Source organism: Brytella acorum (genome assembly GCF_029309905.1).
Classification (GTDB): Bacteria; Pseudomonadota; Alphaproteobacteria; order Acetobacterales; family Acetobacteraceae; genus Brytella; species Brytella acorum.
This window is the reverse complement of record NZ_JARBJP010000014.1, coordinates 13,063-31,806: the sequence shown is the minus strand read 5'-3', so window position 1 is coordinate 31,806 and position 18,744 is coordinate 13,063. Positions and strand designations below refer to the sequence as shown.

Below are 18,744 nucleotides of genomic sequence, written 5' to 3'. Positions count from 1 at the left end.
GATACCTTCCTTCAACGATGGTATCCTGTGAATCACAATTTAACGCCTATGGGCACCCCCATGAGTCACATCCAAAACAATTTAGTATAAGGAGTTTTCGTTCCAACCGACGATTTCGTCTCCAAATATCAACGGGAGACCCGTCGTACACAGGATGAGCAGAAAAACCGTTGAAATTATGCTCGTCCATTTATGAATCCATACCCATCGGCGCAACACAGTGCCCTTCATTGTCACCACCGCACCCGTACGGAGCCAAGAACGACACGGCCGAGCGACCATGTGCAGTTCCCCGTATTGCAGACCGCCACACGTCGATTGGCAATATTGTTGACATTGAGCTGCAGCCTGACCGGCCCCACGTCTTTGTGGATCATGACATCGAAGACAGTAAGGGCGTCATTTCTCTGGGTATTCGCGACGTTCGCCCAGGTCTTGTCGAGAAAGCGCACACCGCCACCGACACCCAATCCCGGCACAAAATGAGACGGGAAAGTGTAGTTCAGGAAAAGAGATGCCTGGTTTCGGGGCACGCCGACCGGAATTTTGTGAGGTGCTGTTGTGCTCTGGGTATTCAAAATATCGACATAGGTATAGGATCCTATGGCTTGCAGACCGAAGCCAAGGTTCGCGACCGCCTCTACTTCTGCGCCTCGCGACCTGACCCGGCCATTTTGTATATTATAGAGTGTATTAGCGGGGTCTGTCGTCAAAACATTGGTTTGGTGCAGATCGAAGAAATCGGCCGTAATATAGCTATCTAACCCGTGAGGTTGATATTTTAGACCAGCTTCGTACTGGTGCCCCTTGGTCGGATCAAACGGGCGACTGCCCGTCGCAGGCGAACTGACCCCCGAAGTGGGCATGAAAGATGTGGAATAACTGAAATACGGTGCGATTCCGTTATCAAATAGATATAAAAGAGACGCCCGCCCTGTAAACGCATTGGGACTGGTTCGGGTTGTGGCATTATTAGCCAGAAGATTTTTCGAACTTGTGCCGACGATGTCTTCTCTGCCACCCAGCAGAAGATGCCAATGCTTCCAGGACAACTGCTCCTGCGCGTAGATACCGACTTGATCGATGACCTGATATACATCCGTCGCCGTTTGGATGATGGATACGCCACTGGTGCTATAGACCGGGTTCAGAAGATTGAGCGTGGAGCCCCATCCTTCCCCCATCTTGCTGTTCAGGTGTTGTTGAAAGTAATCAACGCCAAACAATATCGTATGTTGCACGGGACCGGTACGAAACTTGAACTGGGCCTGTGTATCAATATTCAGGCTTGTCAGCCCTTCCTGCCACTGTCCTGCATACCGGGTCAGGTTGGGGCCAAGTAAAGCGTAAGAATCCTCGAATTCACCATCCAGATACGCATGTCCGTATCGGAAATTCTGGCGCAGGGTTACAAGATCACTGACTTTATGCTCCAGTTTGTAGCCGAAATACCATTGCTGCTGACGAAATGCGTCGTAGGCAGGGTCTCCTACACGAATATGGGTCAGGCCCTTTCCTGGCATATAAAGGTAGTAAGGCCACATCGATGTCAGGTTTTTCTGGTATTCTCCCAACACAGTCAGGGTCGTACGAGGCGTGATATGAAACGTCATGGAAGGAGCAACCGCGATACGGTTGTCCTTGGTGTTATGAACCTGGGTATCGCTATCGCGGAAGAGGCCGGTCAGCCGGTAGAGAACATCGTGCCCATGATCAACGGCACCACCAAAATCGAACTCACCCTGATATCGATTGTAATTTCCCAGTGTCAACTCGACTTCGTGAATGGGAGTATCAACCGGCAGCTTGCTGACAACATTGGTGAGGCCCCCCGGGTTATTGGAACCATACAAGACCGATGTCGGTCCCCGAAAAACCTCTATCCGTTCCGCCTCATAAGGTTCGTTGCGGAAGTAGGCGAAACTACCGTTCGCAAAACGCATGCCATCGCGGTAATTGCCATACTGGCTTGCGGAAAAACCCCTGATGAGAGGCTGATCATAACGCGGATCAAACCCGTAGGGCTGTGTCTGGACCCCAGCGGAGTAGACCAGCGCCTGGCCCAGACTTTGCGCGCCGATATCCGAAATCAGATCGCGTGGAACAACGGATATGGACTGAGGCGTCTCGATAAGAGGCGTTTCGGTCTTCGTGCCCGACGCACTGAGATGGGCGACATATCCTTTCACGGGGCCTGTCGCCGTCTCCTTTTGACCTGCCAGGCCCTCGCCCATGGTTTTCGCCTGTTGGGACGCTGTCCCCCGCACGCGCACGGGGCTGAGGATGATCGCGGATGAAGCTTTAACGACTGTGAAATATCCAGGATGCCCCTGCTGAACCGTAAGCCCATGATTACGGAGAGCGTGTGAGAACCCTTCCTGAACGGAGAAATTTCCATGCAGACCCGGCGACGTTAAACCTTGTACCGTGGGAGAGCTGTATTCCAGCTTCGTTCCGGTCGCCGTGGCAAACTGCCTCAGTACGCTGGCAAGCGAGCCGGCCGGTATGTCCACATGCACCGTATCTTGCGTTGCCGCTGAAGCGGCAAGAGCCTGATCGATGCTCGCAGCGGCACCGACACTTCCCAGAGCAACCGCGAACGCTCCCAGACTTACTCCTCTCCTCACGGCGGGAATGGAGAAAACCATTCGATGACCCTTCCATCTGGCCGTCGTCGAGCGGGAGCAAGCCATCCCGCACTCAACTTCTAGTGCGAACCAATCGCATCTTCATGTGCCGTCTCTGGCTAGACTGAAATTCGGAGCGATAGTTAATAGCGGCACAAAAAATTTTTCGGACAGACGGATGAGTGGATCTGGAATGAAGACGCGAGCCGGAGGCCAAGAACGGTCGTCGCCTGCGCAGCGAACACCGATACCCTTCATTCCAAGGGTATTCTATGACGGGTGCGATTGCGCGGCGATTGTGTGCAACAGTCCGGATCAGGTAACCCGCGGGTATTCGTGACGATGGATCAGGGGCGTTTCGCGCCGTTACCAAACGTCACGACCAGCAGTCTATCTCCATACTCCGAAACTGAACCGCCATGCGAAGACGCGAGCATTCGGAGGCTTTCAGCCGGGTGCCGCAGATCGTAGACGCCACCGACACGATCCGATGCCCCCGATGCCCCACGCACAATGACGTAGCCGGAGTAATAGCGACCAAGGATTTCTGTCAGGTCGGCAATCGAAATGCCATCCACCGCCAGAAGACCAGAGCGCCAGGAGCCGATCGTATCCGGCGCGACGGCGGACTGATCCACCTGGCTCGAACCATCCGTCGCCGTGATCTGCTGACCTGCCTCCACCCTCCGTTCAGCAGTCATGGCACTGCCGGGCGCAAGAACACCAACCACCCCTTCGCGCACAGCAACGACCAGACGCGGTCCATCCTTGCGGACGTCAAAGATGGTGCCGATATCGCGGAGCCTGACGGAACCGGCCAGAACCGTGAACGGATGGACCGCGTCATGCGTCACATGGAACAATGCCTCGCCTCTCAGCAGCGTGACCAGCTTTTTGTCCTCATCAATGGCAATGGCCGTCTCGGCGCCCAGCGTGACCTGAGTGCCGTCGCGCAAGGTGATATCCCGGACACCTCCCGCGCCCGTGACGTCATCGGCACAGAGGCGTTCATAGACGCGTTCGTAAATCATCGGGCTGCAGAAAACGGCGAGCGCCAGAGCGCCAGCGGCGACTGGAGATGCCCACCAGAGCCAGCGCACGGACCGCGAGCGGACGGGTAACGTTGCGGGGACGGGGAACGTCGGCAGCACGTCGACAGCGCTCTCGCGGACAGCGATCCGTGCGAGATTCCGCACACGCTCCGCTTTGCGCCAAGCGCGTTCATTCTCGGGTCTGGCGATCCGCCAGGCGTTGAGACCGGCGAGAAGCACCGCATCACCTGGAGCGTCCGCGAGTTTCATCTGCCAGGTAATTGCCTCACCTGTCGGATCGAACTCGGAGGAAAAGGTATTTTTCATAGACCTGCCGGACGCGCTCCCGAGGACCGAAGGGCATGGATATACCGTCCTTCTGGTCCATAGACGCCATAGGACGCGGAAACATAATAGTGACGTGACAAAAAATCAGTCCTCATCGCCAAAAGCATCGTTAAGCCGCCGTGCTGCGTCCCGAATCATCGCGCTGACACGAGGGGGCGACACACCCAGCATCTGCGCGATCTCGCGCTGAGCAAGTCCGTGAATCTGGTTCAGTTCGAAAGCCTTACGTGTGCGGAGAGGCAAACCCTCGAGTATCTTTATCACAGCGACCAAATCTTCCCGTGCGATGGCACCACGCTCGGGCGTCCGAAGATCTTCCACTTCCCGTCCGAAAGCATATTGCTCGTCCGCACTCTGGCTCTCAAGCGAAATGGAATGACTGGTTGAAGCTGGATCACGGACAATGTCCCGCCGGGCGTCGAGTGCGAGCCGATAAACCACACTCCAGAGATATTGGAATGGACGCTTCACCCTGACCTCATCGGAGAGCGCTCCGGTATGCAACCGAAGGTAGGCGTCCTGGACGATATCTTCGCCTTTGACGCGACATCCGACCAATCGACTCGCCAGCGTATGCAGCCGGCTTCGGTGAGCCAGATAGGTCTGCAACAGCGATTTATCTTTCGATTCCACCCCCTAATTCCTTCATTCGCGCCCTACCCGGTCTGGAAAACGCAGCCATCTGACGCTGCTCCGAACACATTAATCCATAAGCATGGATCTCGTCACACTTATTGCAACTCGTTATCATCAGCAACATTCAGAATAGCCACTCTTTCCAGATGTCATGGTTGCAATGATTTTTTCGCGTCCAAGTATTATTTTCTGACTGGCAAATCAGTCTATCTCGGGGTGGTGTCAGCAGGGTATTGGCGTCATGGAGGGACGCGGCCTGGCCTGCTGCCGGTTTCGCGGACAGACAGCCCAGCCCGCATAATGCGAGCCTCGAACTCCATTGAGCCCATGTATCCCAATTTTCAATGCCATCTGCGCGGGTCGTGAAAGCGTTCGATGTCGTCGAAGACGTCGGCCCCTGCTTCATGTCGGGTGCGATAGACTTTACGGGCGGTCGTTCGGTTTTCAGCGATGAGAAGAAGTTCTCCGTCGCCGAATTATCCCGGACATTCCCAGCCCGGCTCATCGAGCAGGTGATCCCATTGTCGGCCAGGAGCCGCTGGAACTGTTCACTCGTATATTCGCTGGATTCAACTGATTGCCGCGTCATCCCGATCCGTCACCAGCCTTACGGCCTCAATTTTGAATTCACGGCTGAATGTCCGTCTCGTCATATCCACGCTCCAGTTCCTTCGTCACAATCTTATCTTTGTGTTCACGAAAGAGCCGCAGAAAAAACTGAGATAATCCTCATCATGATGAAAGGCTGGTTTTTCTGATGTATAACGTCCCCACCCGGCAGGTTCCCTCTGTGTATCATCGCCGTGTTGGCAACACTGTCGTCACATCTGTGTCAGATGGGTATCTCGATGCAGGAATGAGTTCCTTGCAAAATATCGATCCCGACGAAGCACGGAATATCTTGAGCGCACAGTTCCGTCCTGCCAGACGTGCTTCGGTAAATTTTTTTGTGATACATAGCGCAGGTCGTATTGCTCTAATCGATACCGGATGTGGAACCTATCTCCAGTCTTCCGCCGGGCAATTATTTCGAAATTTTCAACATGCGGGGATTGATCCGCTTGATATTGATACGGTTCTTCTCACGCATATTCATCCCGATCATTCTGCAGGGCTTTCCGATCGGGTGACCGGAAAGCCATTTTTTCCGAACGCTGATATTGTGCTGCACGAGAAAGAACTTGCTTACTGGTCAGATGAAACGCTGAGAGACAAGATATCGCCTGAAGATCGATACTTTTTTTCGACTGCGCTGTTGAACAGATTGCTCCCTATAAACATAAAATCAGAACCTTCAGCGGCAATGAAGGCGTTTTCCCCGGAGTGACAGGCTGGTCTCTGCTTGGCCATACGCCAGGACACTCCGGATTCCTGGTTGCATCCGAGCAGGAAAAACTTCTCGTTTGGGGAGATCTCATACATGTTCCGGAAATTCAGGTATCTCGTCCAGAAGTCACGATGACATTCGATGTCAATCCGGTTGAGGCGGAAAAAACCCGGAAAGAATTGTTCGAAGAAGCCAGTCGCCATCAATTTCCAATTGCGGGCATGCATGTTGATTTTCCAAGTTTTGCACGCATTGTCAAAAAAAAACCAAACCTACAGGCTTTTACCGGAACCGTGGAATTACACACTTTAAACTGACATACCTGTCCATCTCATACGGAGAGCAGACCAATGGCCACCTTATTTGACCCTATCCAGCTTGGCGACATTCATGCCGCCAATCGCGTCATCATGGCCCCTCTTACCCGTGCCCGCGCCACGCGGGAACATATTCCGACACCGATCATGGCCGAATATTATGCGCAAAGATCATCATCAGGTCTTATTATTTCCGAAGCAATCGGCATAAGTCAGGAAGGCTTGGGCTGGCCCTATGCGCCAGGGATATGGTCTCAACAGCAGGTTGAAGCCTGGAAGCCTGTTGTTGAGGCGGTCCATAAAAAAAGGAAAAACAATAGCGCAACTCTGGCATATGGGCCGCATGGTTCATTCAAGTGTTACAGGGCTGCAACCGGTATCCTGCTCACCCACCACACCGTCAGAAAAACTACACACCTATGATGGAAAACAGGATGTCGAACAGGCACGGGAGCTTACAAACCCGGATATTGAACGCATTCTGGAAGACTATGAACGGGCCGCACGCAACGCGTTGACTGCCGGATTTGATGGTGTGCAGATCCATGCGGCTAATGGTTATCTGATTGATGAATTTCTGAGAGACAGCACCAATCTGAGAACAGACTCCTATGGAGGATCGTCAGAAAATCGGATACGTTTTCTTCAAGACGTGGCCGAACGGGTTGTTGCTATTGCGGGGGCTGGAAAAACGTCCGTTCGCCTTTCCCCCAATGGGGACTCCCAAGGATGCATCGACAGTCATCCCGAGCAGGTTTTTGTTCCGGCGGCGCGCATGTTGAATGCGCTGGAAATCGCCTTTCTGGAACTTCGAGAATCCAGTCCTGATGGCACTTTTTTTGGCAAAACGAACCAAGCAAAGCTGCATAGTCCGATCAAGAGCGTGTTTCATCACCCATTGATTCTTAAATCAGGACTATACACGCGAAGACGCACTTGCCGCGGTTGCAACGGGTGTTGCAGACGCCATTTCCTTCGGTCGCAAATTCATTGCCAACCCCGACCTCGTTTATCGTCTGGAAAACAACTTTCCTCTGAACCAGGATATCGTCAAAACATGGTATAGTCAGGGTCAGGAAGGTTATACTGATTACAGTGCCTTTGGCTCGGGAACCATTGATTCGATGCAGGAAATCTGAACGAGACTAATTCCGTTAAAAAAGTCGCTCTTGGAATAATCATGACCTGTTGATTCAGTCATCTTCATTCAAGAAGTATGACGAGTGATGGGTAAGCGAACCGGGGTTCACCCGTTTTACCGCCCGATGGTACACCCATCGAGTGCCCCAGTGCTCCTCATTCGAATGCTGCTGATCGGTTATTGCATGAGTATCCGTCAAGCGCCGTCTCTGCGGAGAGGTACATCTGAATCCCGACGATCGGTGGTTCTGCCAGTTGGGTCTGGATGGAACTGTTCCTGACCGCTCCACTTTTTCAAAGAACCGACATGACCGTTGTCGTGAAAACAACCTTCTGCGCGAAGTATTCGAGATGCCCGTCCGACGCGGTATCGAGACGGATCTGGTCTGTGGGGAAGGTTTCGCCGTTAATGCCAGCCTGATCCAGACCGATGCCAATCGACGGCTGGCTGTTCCGGGAGATGAAAGCCTTCCTTCCTGACGCGGTAGGGGGCCGTGAAGGAACATCCTGCCAGTCTTGACGATGCGGCATTCGGTGCATCGACGTCTGTTGTCCCTACAAGATTATCTCTTACAGATCCTGCGGCACGCGATTCTGCCGCCACGCCCAATCGGGCATGCTGTTATTGTTGAGGTGGAGACCACGACATCAGCGCGTCATGCGGCTTCCTGTGTTTGATGACGGCCCACCACGACGGGACGTTTGCACGCATCGGCGATTATACAGTTATCAAGAAGTGTCATCCTCTTTGGAGGGTATTATGAGGACACGCCGAAATGTTTGATGATCGCTGCGTTGAAAGCACTCAGATCGTCCGGGCTGCGCGAGAACACAAACGGCCCGTCGATGACGACTTCGTCATCGACCCATTTAGCGCCAGCGTTTTTCAGGTCAGTCTTGATAGCTGGCCAGGACGTGACGGTCCGGCCTTTGAGCATACCCGTTTCGATCAGGGTTTGTGCACCGTGACAGATCGCGGCGATCGGCTTGCCGGACGATGCGATGGCGGCAACGAAGCGCACGGCTGCGTCGTTTGCGCGAAGCTTGTCGGGCGAAAAAACGCCACCAGGCAGCAAGAGAGCATCGTAATCCGCCGGTGCCGCTTCCCCAACAGCAAGGTCGGCGGTGAATTTTCTAGACGGATATATGTCACCCTTGACGGCCTGAAACTCGCCTCGTTCGAGCGAAATGACAGTGATTTCGGCCCCTGATTTTTCAAGTGCCTGCACAGGTGACGTAAGCTCGATTTCTTCCGTTCCATCTGCAGCCAATACAGCGATTTTTCTTGTCATGATCTTGTCCTTATGTATGTGAAGATGTGTTCGCCATCGGGCTGATCCCCATGAGGACGCCGACGATAATAATGGAAAGTATTGTTGTCAGCAGTGTCACCCGGCTGGCGATATCGGCGTCTTGCCGATAAAGGCGCGCCAGCATGAACGGTCCAGTGCCGGTCGGCAACGCACTCAGGATCAACGCTTCATGTGCCCATAATGGTTGCATCGAAAAGACCTTCACCGCGAGCACCAGCGTCACGAACGGCTGTAACAGCAGCTTCATCAGCGTCAGGCGCAGGACCGCGGCAAGTGGCACCATCGCTCCCTGTCGTGTTTTCCAGAGAAACATGCCGATGGTCAGCAGAGCGCAGGGGCTCGCCGCTCCGGCGAGAAGGGTCACGAAGGTCATGCCGGGCGCGGGAAGTGAAAATCCGGTGATATTAAGCGCGATTCCGACAACGGGTGCGAAGATCAAAGGGTTGCGGGTCAAAGCGCGCATACCCGTCAGAGCGACCACGCTTCGGCGACCTTTCCGTTGCTGGTCGGCCTCGATCATGAAGATCGCCACGGCAAACAGTGCACATGTCGTCAACAATGTAGACAACGTGATCGCCGCCATGGACTGCACACCGAACACGTTCAGACACACCGGTATTCCGATGAACGACGTGTTGGCATAGCTGGCGCACAGCCCTTCAATGGCCGCAGCGGAAAGACGTTGCGGATGTGCCCGTTCCCTGCACCAGCACATTATCCAGCCAAGCGCGAATGTGAGCGTCATCCCGAGCCCGAAGGCCGACGCGAAACCCGGATGGTCGAGTTGGTGCAGCGGCACCTGAAGCGTGATCTGGAACAGTTCTGCCGGAAGCGCCAGACGCACCACGAAGCGGTTGAGCACGTCGGTTGCGTTCGCGCCCAACCAGTCAGCGCGCTCCGTGAGCGCGCCGAATGCGATCAGCCCGAAAATCGGTGCCAGAATTGAGATCACATTCGACATGACGGACTCAGGCGTTCAGATAGATCGTTTTTGTCTGAACGTAGGCTTCCAGCCCATGCTGGCCGTCTTCGCCCCCCAGACCACTCTCGCCATAGCCATGGTGATAGCCTTGTGGAGCCTCGCCGCCGCCGCGATTGACATAGACTTCTCCAAATTCGAGTTCACGCGTCATGCGCATGATCCGTCCGAGATCGCGAGTGAAGAGATAGGCGGAAAGGCCGTAGCGACAGTCGTTCGCATAGGTGAGCGCCTGATCGAAGTCAGTCACCTTGATGACGGACAGAACCGGGCCGAACACCTCGTCGTGCGCAATGTCCATATCCTGCCGGACATCGGTCAGCAGTGTGGGTGCGTAGTAAAAACCCTTGTCGTAATCACCGCCGGCAAGCGCATGACCGCCGGTTTCCAGTTTGGCACCCTGCGCGACGGCCCGTTCGACCATGGCATGGACCTTGTCGCGTTCAGCCAAGCTGACTTTCGGCCCGATATCCGTATCCGGCGCGGTCGGGTCACCGACCTTCAGGGCGGCTATCTTTGTGCTGACCTTGGCCAGAAATGCGTCATAGACCGCTTCGTGCACATAGGTGCGCTCATTGGAAGTGCACACCTGACCAGCATTCATGAACCGCGCCTCCACGGCAGCGCTCGCCGCTTTTTCCACGTCGGCGTCTTCCATCACGATGAACGGCGCTTTGCCGCCCAACTCCAGCCGCACTTCTTTCAGGTGCTCAGCCGCCGCAGCCATGATCTTTTTCCCGGCTGGCGTGGAACCCGTCATCGTGATCAGCTTGGTCTGCGGATGAGCTACCAGCGGCACGCCTACATCCGGACCGGCTCCGGTGACGATATTGACCACACCCTTCGGAATCCCGGCTTCTGCCACAAGACGCCCCAACTCCAGACCAGCAAGCGGCGTCAATTCGTGCGGCTTGATGACGATCGTATTACCCGCCGCGATGGCTGGAGCGATTTTGCGGGCACAGAGTGCGAACGGGAAATTCCACGCAGCGATACCTGCTACAACGCCATGCGGTACACGGTCGATCAAAATTTTCTCGTCCGCAGTGCTGCCAGGCACGATTTCGCCCTGTAGACGACGGGTATTTTCAGCGGCGAAGCGTATCAGGCCGACGGCGAACTCGATCTCGACACGGGCTTCCTTCAGGGGTTTGCCCATCTCAGAGGTAACGACGGCAGCAAGATGTTCTTTGTCGCGCTCGATCAGGCGATTGAGATTCAGAAGATAGTCCGCGCGTTCGACTGCTGTCTTGCGGCTCCAAGCTGGAAAGGCGCGCTGTGCCGCGTCGACCGCGCGGTCGACGTCCTGTGCATTACCCCTGGCAACGTGAGCAACAGTCTCGCCTGTCGCCGGATTTTGGACAGTGATCCACTCGCTGGAAGATGGGACGGTCCAGATGCCATCGATAAACAGGTTGTGGCGTGATGCGTTTGTCATGAGATACTCCCGTTCATTGGATAAGGGGAGTATCGACAGGCGCCTTAATGATTAAAAGCAACGATATATGATTAAAAAGCTCACATTAAGTGAATGACTATCGATCATTCATGCTGTGCGAAATGCTCGACGAAATGTATCGCAGGGGCGCAGACGGAATCCCGGCGCCAGACGAAATAGACGGGTGCAGATGCAAGGTCGTCCGGCTTCAGGAAGCGCACGCCATTGAGGTCATCGCAATCTTGGGGACTCGTCATACTGTCTGGAAAGCACGAAACTCCAAGGCCAGCGGCAACACATGCATGTAGGGCGTCGTATGATTCGATCGTTTGAATGACGGGTGTTTCGATGCCACGTTTCTTGAGCCAGCGTTCAAAGCAACTGCGATAGAAACAATCCGTGTTGAACAGGAAAACGGTCGTAGTTGGCCAGTTGATCTCCTTAATAGCGGTGATGTGCGACGGAACGACGAGCGACAGGCTTTCGGCGAACGCAAAGCGGCTGTTCAGCAAAGGGTGTTGGATCGGACCATCGGTGAGCGCGAGATCGAGGTCTCCGTCGGCCAACATGCGCTCAAGCGTATAAGACGGACGCATCAGCAATGTCAGTTCGACGCCGGGATAAGCTGTGGCGAACGCGGGAAGACGTTCTGGGAGAAAGCGACGCAGAGCTACGTCGAGCGCGCCGACCGTTAGAATGCCGCGCGGCGCATCCGCCTCGAACAGATGCAGCAGACGCGCCGCATTCAACACCACGGGCTTCGCCTCGCGGTAGAACAGGCGCGCGGCGGGAGTGATTACCAGCCTGCCTTTTTCGCGCAGGAAGAGTTCCTGACCAAGAAGCTGTTCGAGTTCCTTAAGGCGTGCGGTGACATTCGAGGCGACGCAGTTCATCCGGCGCGATGCACCGACGACGGAGCCTTCTTCAAGGACGGCAACAAAAAATTGAAGTTGTGAAAGCTTCAGCGCGTCCATGCAGTCTTAATGTCCGTCCAAGGCAGTGGTTCAACCAGGCGACGGTGTGCTCCACGATCCAGCGGTTGGACAATATCACGAATTTTCCGACGTCACAGCGCCGCACGATCTCGACATTCACAGAATTGCAGACATGAGCCATGTCCCTGCCGAAACTTTGCCCCCTGATAGCCCCCCTCGGCGTAGAATTTCAGGAGGAACGGATACCGTCCGAACAATGTCGCCATCAGCATCCACCGCCGTCACGATCCTGGACATCGGCCGCGTGGACCGTTGCCTCCGTCACCAGATCCTGCGTATCGACGAGGACATGCCACTTCTTGCCCTTGATCCTCTTGCCGGCGTCGAAACTGGACGGATCCGATACTCCGCCCCCTTTTCGGCGCTCTTCACGCTCCGGCTGTCGGTGATCGCCGCTGTCGGCCTTACGACCTGCCTATGCCCGACACAGGATGTAGAGCCCATGGTGCGGGCGGTCGAGTGTTCTGTCATGCTGCCAGCGGCAGAAATAGTCATTCATGGTGGTGCGCAGCGTAAGGTCTTTCCTGACCTCCCCTGTATCCACTGTCCGCTTGCTGCCTCCACACCGGCAGCCGGGATCAGGGGGGATCAGCGACCTCCGCGAATCGATAGCATCATATTATTTGAGAGCTGAAATTGGACTGAATGCCTCAGGACCGGAGATCGCGGACAGTCAATGCTGCCGGTCACATCCGCTTAGGTCATGGTCCATCAGGGGCGACCGCTGCGCTCATACTTTCATGTCCGCAATCCACATCGCAGCCAGCTTCATCTTCTATCTCAAAGAATGAGCCCTGAGCGCGATCATGATGCTGCCATCGGCTGTCTGGTAGGCGGCAGCGACCATGCTGCCAGCGGACATCGCCATGGGGACGCCGTCTGCGCCGATAATCGGCTCGATGCCGTTGCTCGGAGCATTCCCATAGACGGCCCAGCTTGCGGCAAGAAGCTGAGCTTTAAGCGAATCAATCGTTGCCACCGCCTTTACGCTCCCAGGTCCAGAAATTCGATCTTGTACGAACGCAAGAGACCGTCTCGCATATAGGCGATCGTGCTGGTGCCCGGGACTGCCACGGCATCGATCAGGCCGGAAATAGTCCGCGTGCTGGCAATAAATTGGCCGTCACGTTCGCGGATGACGATGTAGTCGTCTTTGACTTGCGCGTTGAAGGAGCGCGTGTGTTCGCACCATTCGAGACGGTTCGGATAGTCGCCATGCGTGTCGGACTCATGCAGGAGCGCGCCGGTCGCCGCGTCATAAATGCGGAGACCACCGACATAGGCCTGCTGCAGTACCGAGGCCGAAATGGTGCGGCTGACAGCGAGGAACCGACCGCAGCTTGAGAAAGCCATTCTCTCTGCCGAGATAAAGCCACCAAATACGCCTTCGATGGTCCAGACGATCTCTCCCGTGCCGATCGACAGAAGATGGAGTTTCTGTCCCCAGATCGCCAGCGCGATGCGATCCGTCCCCTCATGGATGGCGATCGCCGTCGCGAACTCCTTGACTACGGTGTTTGGAAAGCGACAGGTTCCGATTGCGTGGCTGTCATAGAGCGTAATGTCTTCGGCCGTCCCATTATGAGGTTTGGCCAGGACGTGACGTCCCGTTTCAGACAACACGATCTGCCTAACCGGCGCGTTGGAGCGGGGCCGCTCGGGCAGGGCCGCAGAAAGCAAGACATCCCCCGAGCGTTTCATGTCGATTGCCTGAAAGGAGTGCGTTTTCCAGTAAAGCTGTGTCGGGCGAGAAATCACCAGGTCGTTGTCTGTGAAGTAGATCTCCTTGCTCGCATCCGGTCCGCTCCGCTCGACGGTGACCAGAAGCTTGCCCGAGAAATCATAGACGAAGATCGGGCTGCCGAAATCGCCGTAAGCCGCGATCATGTCGCTGCGGCGGGACACCGCCAGAGCCTGGCAAGACTGGTTGAGCGGGATGGATATGAAACTGCGTGGCGACATGATGCTTTCCCCTGATTGAGCCAGTTTTTGCTTCAGCACCGCCAGTGCCAACAGCGGTGCGCCACACAGTGCGGAGAGCCTTCGCCGGCTGAATAAAATGATTTTCAGACCTCCCCTCGCTGAATAGAAGCCAAGCCATTTATAATTCAAAATATTTTAATAGCGGAGGCTTTTTACTTCGTAAAGCGGCTTTGCCGCACAAATAAACGCTTGTAATTGCTTGTTTGAATCCAGCTTATTAGGCTAAAGATCTATTAATTTATTGAATTGAGCAAATGGTAGTGATTCACAGGCTGACCGATGGAGGCAAGACTGTGAGTGACATGTTTTTGCTGTCTGAACGCCAGGTGGAGCGGATTGAGCCGTATTTCCTTCTGGCGCATGAGGTTCCCCGTGCGGATGAGCGGCGTGTTCTGAGCGGGATCGTTTATGTGATCCGCAACGCCCTTCAGTGGAAAGACACCCCGAAAGCGTAGCCACTGCGAAAGATCGCAAAATTTCAAAGCGGAAAACTACGGGAACCCGCGAAAAAACTGGCGCGCCCTGCTGGATTCGAACCAGCGACCCACAGCTTAGAAGGCTGTTGCTCTATCCAACTGAGCTAAGGGCGCGCAGGCCGCCGTGGAACACGAGCGGAAGATTGTGGTCGGGGCGCCCGGACTCGAACCGGGGGCCTCTTGTTCCCAAAACAAGCGCGCTACCAGGCTGCGCCACGCCCCGAACCCGCGGAACCTATCGCATCATCCATCGAAGCGAAATGGGCCCGCAGAAAAAAAATGGAAGTCCGGTCGGATAGCTTAAGGAGCCTTGCGCGCCAGAGGCGGAACAAAAAGCGGAGCGGTGTCCCACGGGAACAGAACCCATGTGTCCTGAGACACCTCCATGACATACTGGTCCGTGTGGGCGCGACCCGCAGGCTTGGCATACAGGCACGCGAAATGGGCTTTGGGGAGAGCCTCGCGAACCACCTTGGCGGTTTCTCCCGAGTCAACGAGATCGTCGACGATCAGGAAACCCTCGCCGTCGTCTGCGGCGACCGCCGGTTTTACGATGACCGGCTCACTCTGTTCGTCATTGCTTTCGCCTGCGTAGCTGATCACGGAAATGGATTCGACCAGCCGGCAATCCAGCTCGCGCGCGATAATCGCCGCCGGGATCAGACCACCACGTGTGACGGCGACGATCCCCTTGAACGGTCCACGAGGCATCAGGGCGGCGGCCAGGGTGCGCGCATCACGATGAAGCTGATCCCATGTCACGGTGGCGTAATTGATGGCCATCAGAAAAGTCTTCCTCCATCCGCGACGCTCTGGTCGGGGCGTATCAATACCATTTCGCCAGCATGGTTTTTCATGCCGAGCACCAGGACTTCGTCACGAGACGTTCCCAGCCCGCGCACATTCACCACAGCGCAAAGCTGACGACCAGTCAGAACCCGCGCATCATAATGCGACGCCAGCCTCGCATGCGCGTGACGCAGGCCGATTCCCGGCCCGAAATCGATCTGTAGTCGCATCGCGCTCATCCGACGATCCGCATGAACAACCGTACCCACCCGAATGTCGGCCGCGAATCCATGGACATTTTCCACGACTTCGGCTCGCTCTTCAATCCTTGCACTCATAACCAGGATGCTGCCCTCGCGGGACGCATTTTGCAATGAGACGCCTTTGTATCCGCGGCGGGCAGTCCCTATAGTCGCCGAGCCATGGCCTCCTCCTCCGACACGACCGACCTCATCCCTGACAGCCACTCCCTGCGCGGCATGCGCGGTCTCGTGCCGATCCTCGCGGGCCGTGCGCTTTCCGCGCTGTCCGCCCAGGTTCTTGCTGTCGCGGTCGGCTGGCAGATCTATGCCCTGACGCACAGCGTCGCGGCACTCGGGCTCATCGGTCTGACACAGTTTCTCCCCATGGCCAGTTTGATCTTTCTGGCGGGTCACACGGCCGATCATTACAATCGCAGACGGATCGTGCAGATATGCCAATGCGTCGAAGTCATCGCGTCTCTCATCATGGGAATCGCGTCCCTGACGGGTCACCTCGCGCCCTGGGCCATTTTCGTGCTTGTGGCGACCTTCGGCGCCCTGCGCTCCTTTGAAGCGCCCGCGCAGCAGACATTCCTGCCGTCCGTCGCCACACCCGCCCAGTTCCCGCGCGCGGCGGCCCTGTCCTCGTCTCTCTTTCAGATGGCATCGATCGCCGGGCCTTCGATCGGGGGGCTGCTCTACGGATTGGGGGCGGGATACTGCTATCTGATCTGCGCCGCAGGTTTCGTGGCGTCGTTCTGCGCGACGACTCTACTCAATCTGCCGAAACGAACCGTCGGACGTTCGCCCATGACACTGGCATCCGTTTTCGGAGGCATTGCGTTTCTACGCCGCCGCGAAGATCTGCTGGGGGCGATTTCGCTGGATCTGTTCGCGGTCCTGCTCGGCGGCGCGACCGCCATGCTGCCGGTTTATGCGAGCGACGTGCTCAGCCTGGGGCCGATCGGCCTGGGCGTCCTGCGATCGGCCCCGGCTCTCGGCGCTCTGTCGATGTCTCTGTTCCTCGCGCGTCGCCCTCTGACAGGCCGTTGCGGCGCCATCATGTTCGGTGCGGTCGGTATATTCGGAATCGCGACGATCGTTTTTGGTCTCTCGCATACGCTATGGGTCTCTGTGGCGGCACTTGCCGTGCTGGGAGCGGCGGACGTGATCAGCGTGGTCATTCGCGGCGCTCTGACACAGCTCGCCACGCCGGACAGCATGCGAGGCCGTGTGTCGGCGGTGAACATGCTGTTCATCGGCTCAAGCAATCAGCTTGGGGAATTTGAGAGCGGCATGCTGGCCAGCGTCATAGGCCCGGAGGCAGCCGTCGTCTTCGGCGGGTTCGGCACGCTCTGCGTGGCGGGTCTGTGGATCCGGCTGTTCCCGAGCCTATGGCGTTTGAATCGTCTCGAAGACGTCCGGGCGGACGATGTCACATGATGCCAGGGATTTCAGGGGGAAAGGCTGCCCCCGAAGCAGGAGCCTGACTCTTCCGTCTCACCATATCAGATTGTAAATTTAGAACGCTGAAACAGCGTCATAAAGTTTTTCGGCCTTCTCTCACTCTCTGCACACCTGTCCCACGAACGCAGTTTTTACCGTGGGTCCAAACGTGGGGTTTCACCTTCTGTTCTATCCTGGGGATGACGTTTCGCCACCTCCCTGTCTGGATCTGGGAAGCGACTCCCCCCGTTACTCCGGTGTTCGGTAACGCCTTCAAACAGGTTTCGTACGAGCCTGTCCGCCACTCTGCGGTAGAGCTGCCCTGCTCCCCGTTGCTTAGGCTCGCAGGCACACTCTTCTTTCCCGACGTTCTCTCACTTCGGCGCCGGTTCGTCCGTGATGTGTGTCCGGCACCCGTCTGTGGCGCCTGACTGGTCTGGCTCGTCCACAGCGGAGATTTTCCAGACGCTATTCACCTGCGCGAGATGGACGCAGAGCTGAGCCTTGCCGACCGTGCCGATGGTGACCAGAACGCGATCGTTCGCTCGACTGGCCACCACGAGGTGCGTGTTCCAGTCCGTCTCATCATAGTCTTGTACCTTCAGAAAATAGTCCGTCCCCTCTGCAAATTGCCCGGAGCTGTACGCGTGGCGCAGGCGGGTCAGAAGGGTCGGCGTGACGTAATCGCCGATTTTCGTGCTCACGACCGGCGGCGGGTTTGCGCCAGCCTGCCCAAGATACCAGTGATAGAACGCTTCTACCTCAGCGGGCGCCGAAGCGCCGGATGCGGCCCGAGACGAGGGTCCGAATGCCGCCAGCGCAGCAATTGCCAAGACGATACCACTCACATGACGCATGCTTCACCTATGCCTGTAGATAACGTAAGGCGGTTTGTCTGCACGATAGCCAGGGCCAGGATAAAACCCATGGAGTTGCTTGAAATCCGATATCCACACCTTTCCGTCAAACATGCAGGTGTGTCCTGCCGGATGGCCTGGTATGGGCTGAATCACGGCAACATCCCCAGCTTGCGCCGATGCGTTGGCGGGAAGCGCTACAAATCCAGCCGCGATAAGTGAGCCGCCGAGATCCTTGGCGTAAAGGGTCGGCGTCATCAGTAAGCCTCCCGCCTGGATCGCCATTCGGACGAAGTGTGCACAGCGGCCTGCACTATGCGGCAGCGCACTCGATTTAAGGTGTGATACTGCTGCCTGTGGGTCCCAACTCATGTTCTGTATGCATCTTCCTCGGCCGCACCGTAGGTGGACAACGCTTACAAAACTCCTCTTGCGTCAAGCCTCGGTCCTCCTCAAGCGCAGATGAGTGGCTTGCGACAGGCACTCACTCAGAGATGCAGGCACAGCAGGAAAGCAGGAGTGTCGTGCAAGGAGCGATAGCGTTACCGAGCATTTACATGCGACCATTGCGTCCTCGACCGGCGTCATGCCGCTCGACCAGGACGGCGCGCTTGAAGAGAAGCCGGGCCATTATTTGACAGCAGCCGAAAAGCGGGAAATGACCCATCAGCAGGAATGAAAAAGGCGATGGCGATGACTATGCCAAGCCGCCGCCTGCCCCGAAAGCATGAGGTGTCATGAATATAGAGAATCGCATCGGTCGTTACAAAGAGAATGGGAATATGGGCGTATCCCGGCGC

At 56.2% G+C, this 18,744-nt stretch carries 18 protein-coding genes, 2 tRNA genes and 4 pseudogenes; 6 read left to right on the top strand and 18 right to left on the bottom strand.

Translation table 11 applies throughout. The features are described from left to right. Nucleotides 1-81: 81 nt before the first annotated feature. From PWM43_RS14170 to PWM43_RS14150, 5 genes and pseudogenes are all read right to left on the bottom strand, one after another. Nucleotides 82-231, bottom strand: coding sequence for a PepSY domain-containing protein (locus PWM43_RS14170; RefSeq protein WP_289843161.1), 150 nt, complete (start codon nucleotides 229-231; stop codon nucleotides 82-84). A gap of 2 nt (nucleotides 232-233) precedes the next feature. Beyond that, nucleotides 234-2,648: a TonB-dependent siderophore receptor gene (locus tag PWM43_RS14165; RefSeq protein WP_289843160.1), complete on the bottom strand. Its 2,415-nt coding sequence runs from the start codon at nucleotides 2,646-2,648 to the stop codon at nucleotides 234-236. 326 nt (nucleotides 2,649-2,974) lie between these two features. Continuing rightward, the gene (locus PWM43_RS14160; RefSeq protein ID WP_289843159.1) at nucleotides 2,975-3,985 is read right to left on the bottom strand and encodes a FecR family protein; all 1,011 of its coding nucleotides are present in this window, start codon (nucleotides 3,983-3,985) and stop codon (nucleotides 2,975-2,977) included. Nucleotides 3,986-4,090: 105 nt separating this feature from the next. Further along, the gene (locus tag PWM43_RS14155) at nucleotides 4,091-4,639 is read right to left on the bottom strand and encodes a sigma-70 family RNA polymerase sigma factor (RefSeq protein WP_289843158.1); all 549 of its coding nucleotides are present in this window, start codon (nucleotides 4,637-4,639) and stop codon (nucleotides 4,091-4,093) included. Between the two features lie 344 nt (nucleotides 4,640-4,983). Next, nucleotides 4,984-5,210, bottom strand: a pseudogene (locus PWM43_RS14150) (IS3 family transposase); the annotation flags it as partial. 297 nt (nucleotides 5,211-5,507) lie between these two features. Between PWM43_RS14150 and PWM43_RS14145 the strand changes: the two are divergent. The 4 genes and pseudogenes from PWM43_RS14145 to PWM43_RS15515 form a co-directional block, all read left to right on the top strand. Then, on the top strand, nucleotides 5,508-5,969 hold the full coding sequence (locus tag PWM43_RS14145; protein ID WP_289843157.1) for an MBL fold metallo-hydrolase: 462 nt from the start codon (nucleotides 5,508-5,510) through the stop codon (nucleotides 5,967-5,969). Further along, entirely contained in the window at nucleotides 5,966-6,286 is a 321-nt protein-coding gene (locus PWM43_RS14140; protein WP_289843156.1) for an MBL fold metallo-hydrolase, read from the top strand. Before PWM43_RS14145 ends, PWM43_RS14140 begins: the two co-directional genes overlap by 4 nt. A 33-nt stretch (nucleotides 6,287-6,319) precedes the next feature. Continuing rightward, nucleotides 6,320-7,352 (top strand): annotated as a pseudogene (locus PWM43_RS14135) (oxidoreductase). Nucleotides 7,353-7,530: 178 nt separating this feature from the next. Beyond that, a pseudogene (locus PWM43_RS15515) lies at nucleotides 7,531-8,089 on the top strand (transposase); the annotation flags it as partial. 95 nt (nucleotides 8,090-8,184) lie between these two features. Here PWM43_RS15515 and PWM43_RS14125 read toward each other — a convergent pair. The 7 genes and pseudogenes from PWM43_RS14125 to PWM43_RS14095 form a co-directional block, all read right to left on the bottom strand. Next, a complete protein-coding gene (locus PWM43_RS14125) occupies nucleotides 8,185-8,718 on the bottom strand; it encodes a type 1 glutamine amidotransferase domain-containing protein (RefSeq protein ID WP_289843155.1) in 534 nt (177 codons plus the stop codon). Between the two features lie 10 nt (nucleotides 8,719-8,728). Next, nucleotides 8,729-9,700: an AEC family transporter gene (locus PWM43_RS14120; protein ID WP_289843154.1), complete on the bottom strand. Its 972-nt coding sequence runs from the start codon at nucleotides 9,698-9,700 to the stop codon at nucleotides 8,729-8,731. 7 nt (nucleotides 9,701-9,707) lie between these two features. Further along, on the bottom strand, nucleotides 9,708-11,156 hold the full coding sequence (gene aldA / locus PWM43_RS14115; RefSeq protein ID WP_289843153.1) for an aldehyde dehydrogenase: 1,449 nt from the start codon (nucleotides 11,154-11,156) through the stop codon (nucleotides 9,708-9,710). Between the two features lie 104 nt (nucleotides 11,157-11,260). Further along, nucleotides 11,261-12,130 carry a LysR family transcriptional regulator gene (locus tag PWM43_RS14110; protein ID WP_289843152.1) on the bottom strand — a complete coding sequence of 290 codons (870 nt, stop codon included), beginning with the start codon at nucleotides 12,128-12,130 and terminating at the stop codon, nucleotides 11,261-11,263. Nucleotides 12,131-12,152: 22 nt separating this feature from the next. Beyond that, nucleotides 12,153-12,743: pseudogene (locus PWM43_RS14105) on the bottom strand (transposase); the annotation flags it as partial. Nucleotides 12,744-12,926: 183 nt separating this feature from the next. Next, nucleotides 12,927-13,130, bottom strand: a complete 204-nt coding sequence (locus PWM43_RS14100) for a hypothetical protein (RefSeq protein ID WP_289843151.1) — start codon at nucleotides 13,128-13,130, stop codon at nucleotides 12,927-12,929. 5 nt (nucleotides 13,131-13,135) lie between these two features. Next, nucleotides 13,136-14,113 carry a hypothetical protein gene (locus tag PWM43_RS14095; protein ID WP_289843150.1) on the bottom strand — a complete coding sequence of 326 codons (978 nt, stop codon included), beginning with the start codon at nucleotides 14,111-14,113 and terminating at the stop codon, nucleotides 13,136-13,138. 314 nt (nucleotides 14,114-14,427) lie between these two features. On the opposite strand from PWM43_RS14095, the gene PWM43_RS14090 reads away from it, so the two are divergent. Next, nucleotides 14,428-14,589, top strand: coding sequence for a transposase (locus PWM43_RS14090; RefSeq protein ID WP_289843164.1), 162 nt, complete (start codon nucleotides 14,428-14,430; stop codon nucleotides 14,587-14,589). A 58-nt stretch (nucleotides 14,590-14,647) separates the two neighbouring features. Here the strand turns inward: PWM43_RS14090 and PWM43_RS14085 are convergent. The 4 genes from PWM43_RS14085 to PWM43_RS14070 all read right to left on the bottom strand — a co-directional run bounded on the left by PWM43_RS14085 (nucleotide 14,648) and on the right by PWM43_RS14070 (nucleotide 15,737). Next, nucleotides 14,648-14,724 (bottom strand) — tRNA-Arg (locus PWM43_RS14085). A 32-nt stretch (nucleotides 14,725-14,756) separates the two neighbouring features. Then, nucleotides 14,757-14,833: transfer RNA gene (locus tag PWM43_RS14080), tRNA-Pro, on the bottom strand. 77 nt (nucleotides 14,834-14,910) lie between these two features. After that, complete coding sequence (gene gpt / locus PWM43_RS14075) at nucleotides 14,911-15,393, bottom strand: xanthine phosphoribosyltransferase (RefSeq protein ID WP_289843149.1); 483 nt, start codon at nucleotides 15,391-15,393, stop codon at nucleotides 14,911-14,913. Further along, nucleotides 15,393-15,737 carry a tRNA-binding protein gene (locus PWM43_RS14070; protein WP_289843148.1) on the bottom strand — a complete coding sequence of 115 codons (345 nt, stop codon included), beginning with the start codon at nucleotides 15,735-15,737 and terminating at the stop codon, nucleotides 15,393-15,395. Before PWM43_RS14070 ends, gpt begins: the two co-directional genes overlap by 1 nt. An 84-nt stretch (nucleotides 15,738-15,821) precedes the next feature. Here PWM43_RS14070 and PWM43_RS14065 point away from each other — a divergent pair, with 84 nt between their 5' ends. After that, the gene (locus PWM43_RS14065) at nucleotides 15,822-17,084 is read left to right on the top strand and encodes an MFS transporter (protein ID WP_394356094.1); all 1,263 of its coding nucleotides are present in this window, start codon (nucleotides 15,822-15,824) and stop codon (nucleotides 17,082-17,084) included. A gap of 377 nt (nucleotides 17,085-17,461) precedes the next feature. Here the strand turns inward: PWM43_RS14065 and PWM43_RS14060 are convergent, their stop codons facing one another. Together PWM43_RS14060 and PWM43_RS14055 are read right to left on the bottom strand one after the other, a co-directional pair. Then, nucleotides 17,462-17,944: a DUF3828 domain-containing protein gene (locus PWM43_RS14060; protein ID WP_289843147.1), complete on the bottom strand. Its 483-nt coding sequence runs from the start codon at nucleotides 17,942-17,944 to the stop codon at nucleotides 17,462-17,464. A 3-nt stretch (nucleotides 17,945-17,947) separates the two neighbouring features. Then, nucleotides 17,948-18,202, bottom strand: coding sequence for a hypothetical protein (locus tag PWM43_RS14055; protein ID WP_289843146.1), 255 nt, complete (start codon nucleotides 18,200-18,202; stop codon nucleotides 17,948-17,950). Nucleotides 18,203-18,744: the final 542 nt, after the last annotated feature.

Coding starts and splice junctions, on each gene's coding strand:
- PWM43_RS14125 (WP_289843155.1), bottom strand. CDS start 8,718: ATGACAAGAAAAATCGCTGTATTGGCTGCAGATGGAACGGAAGAAATC.
- PWM43_RS14095 (WP_289843150.1), bottom strand. CDS start 14,113: ATGTCGCCACGCAGTTTCATATCCATCCCGCTCAACCAGTCTTGCCAG.
- PWM43_RS14120 (WP_289843154.1), bottom strand. CDS start 9,700: ATGTCGAATGTGATCTCAATTCTGGCACCGATTTTCGGGCTGATCGCA.
- PWM43_RS14065 (WP_394356094.1), top strand. CDS start 15,822: ATGGCCTCCTCCTCCGACACGACCGACCTCATCCCTGACAGCCACTCC.
- PWM43_RS14160 (WP_289843159.1), bottom strand. CDS start 3,985: ATGAAAAATACCTTTTCCTCCGAGTTCGATCCGACAGGTGAGGCAATT.
- gpt (WP_289843149.1), bottom strand. CDS start 15,393: ATGGCCATCAATTACGCCACCGTGACATGGGATCAGCTTCATCGTGAT.
- PWM43_RS14070 (WP_289843148.1), bottom strand. CDS start 15,737: ATGAGTGCAAGGATTGAAGAGCGAGCCGAAGTCGTGGAAAATGTCCAT.
- PWM43_RS14055 (WP_289843146.1), bottom strand. CDS start 18,202: ATGACGCCGACCCTTTACGCCAAGGATCTCGGCGGCTCACTTATCGCG.
- PWM43_RS14165 (WP_289843160.1), bottom strand. CDS start 2,648: ATGGTTTTCTCCATTCCCGCCGTGAGGAGAGGAGTAAGTCTGGGAGCG.
- PWM43_RS14110 (WP_289843152.1), bottom strand. CDS start 12,130: ATGGACGCGCTGAAGCTTTCACAACTTCAATTTTTTGTTGCCGTCCTT.
- PWM43_RS14170 (WP_289843161.1), bottom strand. CDS start 231: ATGAAGGGCACTGTGTTGCGCCGATGGGTATGGATTCATAAATGGACG.
- aldA (WP_289843153.1), bottom strand. CDS start 11,156: ATGACAAACGCATCACGCCACAACCTGTTTATCGATGGCATCTGGACC.
- PWM43_RS14060 (WP_289843147.1), bottom strand. CDS start 17,944: ATGCGTCATGTGAGTGGTATCGTCTTGGCAATTGCTGCGCTGGCGGCA.